Raw genomic sequence first — 1,510 nt, forward strand, 5'->3', positions numbered from 1 at the left:
CGCAGCAAGAAGTTATCAAGCACTGTGGCAGGCCGTAGGCCAAGTCTGCGACCTCTTCACAAAGCAAGAGTGCAACAACTTCTTCAAAACAGCTGGATACATGACCGATTAAACGCGACAAGCTCTAACTGTCAGCTACTATTTCACCAAACCTCATAGAAAGCCTCGCCTCTGACGGTTAGTGACGGCATTCACAGCTTTTCCAGTATTAAGTTGAAAGAGTATTTAGAGGGGCTAGGAGGGGTGAAATCACGCTTTCAAACGCGCTCATTTGCTTACATAGTGCTGACACGAAGCCTAAAATGCAAAAAACTCCCAAGTAGGAGCTTTGCTAAACCTCTTTATATACCATGAGGTTAAATGGTGAGCCCGCACGGGTTCGAACCGTGGACCTACTGATTAAAAGTCAGTTGCTCTACCAGCTGAGCTACGGGCTCTCAGGCGCGTCTGGTGTAGTCGCTGCCTGTGAAGGGTCTTCTAAGGATTACAGGTATTTAGCGCAAGCGCTTTTTTTTGATTTTCCACACTGTGAGCTATTATGTTTTTGATTTTAAAAGTGGCTTTTTGTGTTTGGTTTACAGTTTTGTTCATGGTCGGTTCTGTTTGAGGCGGTTAATTGCAGCCGTCATCACTTCAGATCTAGTGACATATATTCTGCGAATCGATTGAACGTTTTCCAGCTTCCAGCCTACAAACTCTCCTATTTCCTGATCAGTAAAACCGGCCCTTATATAATTGGTTACAGCGGTGCCGCGCAGGTCGTGCAGGTTTTTGTTGATGCCTGTCTTTCCTCGTGCCTTGTCAAACATTGTTGAAAAGCCGTCTGGTGTGTATGGCCTGCCCCTGGAGTTACAGAGAAGTGTTGCGCTCTTGGTTGTTCGTGTGCGTCTGTAGGCTTTGGCGTTGTTTATAACTGCCCGTAATTCCGGGGTTACTGGTATTATAATTTCATTTCTCTTGTTAGATTTGGATGACCACCATTGAAGGTAATCGCCTTTGTCTGCGGTGGCTGGGATGTTGACTAAATCAGTTCGACGTAGCCCGGAATGAACGGCAAATTCTAGAAGCAGTCTTGCGGGCATAGAGGCTGCTTTTAAGAGTGCTTCAATTTCTTCCGGCAACCAAATTATGTCAGCGCGATTGGAGGAATGCAGGTGTTTAATATTGCCCGCGCAATGGTCTGCAGTCTCGCCTTGATCTACGGCATAGTTTAATAGTCTCACCAACATTGAAAGGTGCATATCGGCTTGACGGGGCGTTTTTGAAAACCCTTGGTGCCATTGCTTAATGATCTTGCGCATGCGAGGTTCGCGGAATGCTTGCAGCGGGGCTGTGAATCGGCATGCAAAATTGACCCGGTTAGGTGGGTTATGAGCGTTTAAGATTGACCCACCTGTTTGTTAGGATCCGTGCATTTAGCGCGGGGCATGAACGGGTGATATTGATGGAAAGTGCAGCCAAGATCCGCCGTCTTGTTTTACGGGATGGTCGAAGTGTCCGGTCGGTCAGT

The 1,510-nt window shown here is 47.1% G+C and carries 1 protein-coding gene and 1 tRNA gene; both read right to left on the reverse strand.

Going from position 1 to position 1,510, the window contains the following annotated elements; all coding sequences use genetic code 11:
- Positions 1-361 precede the first annotated feature (361 nt).
- Positions 362-437 (reverse strand) — tRNA-Lys (locus tag PsAD37_RS20905).
- A gap of 150 nt (positions 438-587) precedes the next feature.
- A complete protein-coding gene (locus PsAD37_RS20910) occupies positions 588-1,301 on the reverse strand; it encodes a tyrosine-type recombinase/integrase (RefSeq protein WP_063297784.1) in 714 nt (237 codons plus the stop codon).
- Positions 1,302-1,510: the final 209 nt, after the last annotated feature.

The sequence above is a fragment of the Pseudovibrio sp. Ad37 genome, from assembly GCF_001623075.1.
In the GTDB taxonomy this organism is placed as follows: domain Bacteria; phylum Pseudomonadota; class Alphaproteobacteria; order Rhizobiales; family Stappiaceae; genus Pseudovibrio.

Coding starts and splice junctions, on each gene's coding strand:
- PsAD37_RS20910 (WP_063297784.1), bottom strand. CDS start 1,301: ATGCGCAAGATCATTAAGCAATGGCACCAAGGGTTTTCAAAAACGCCC.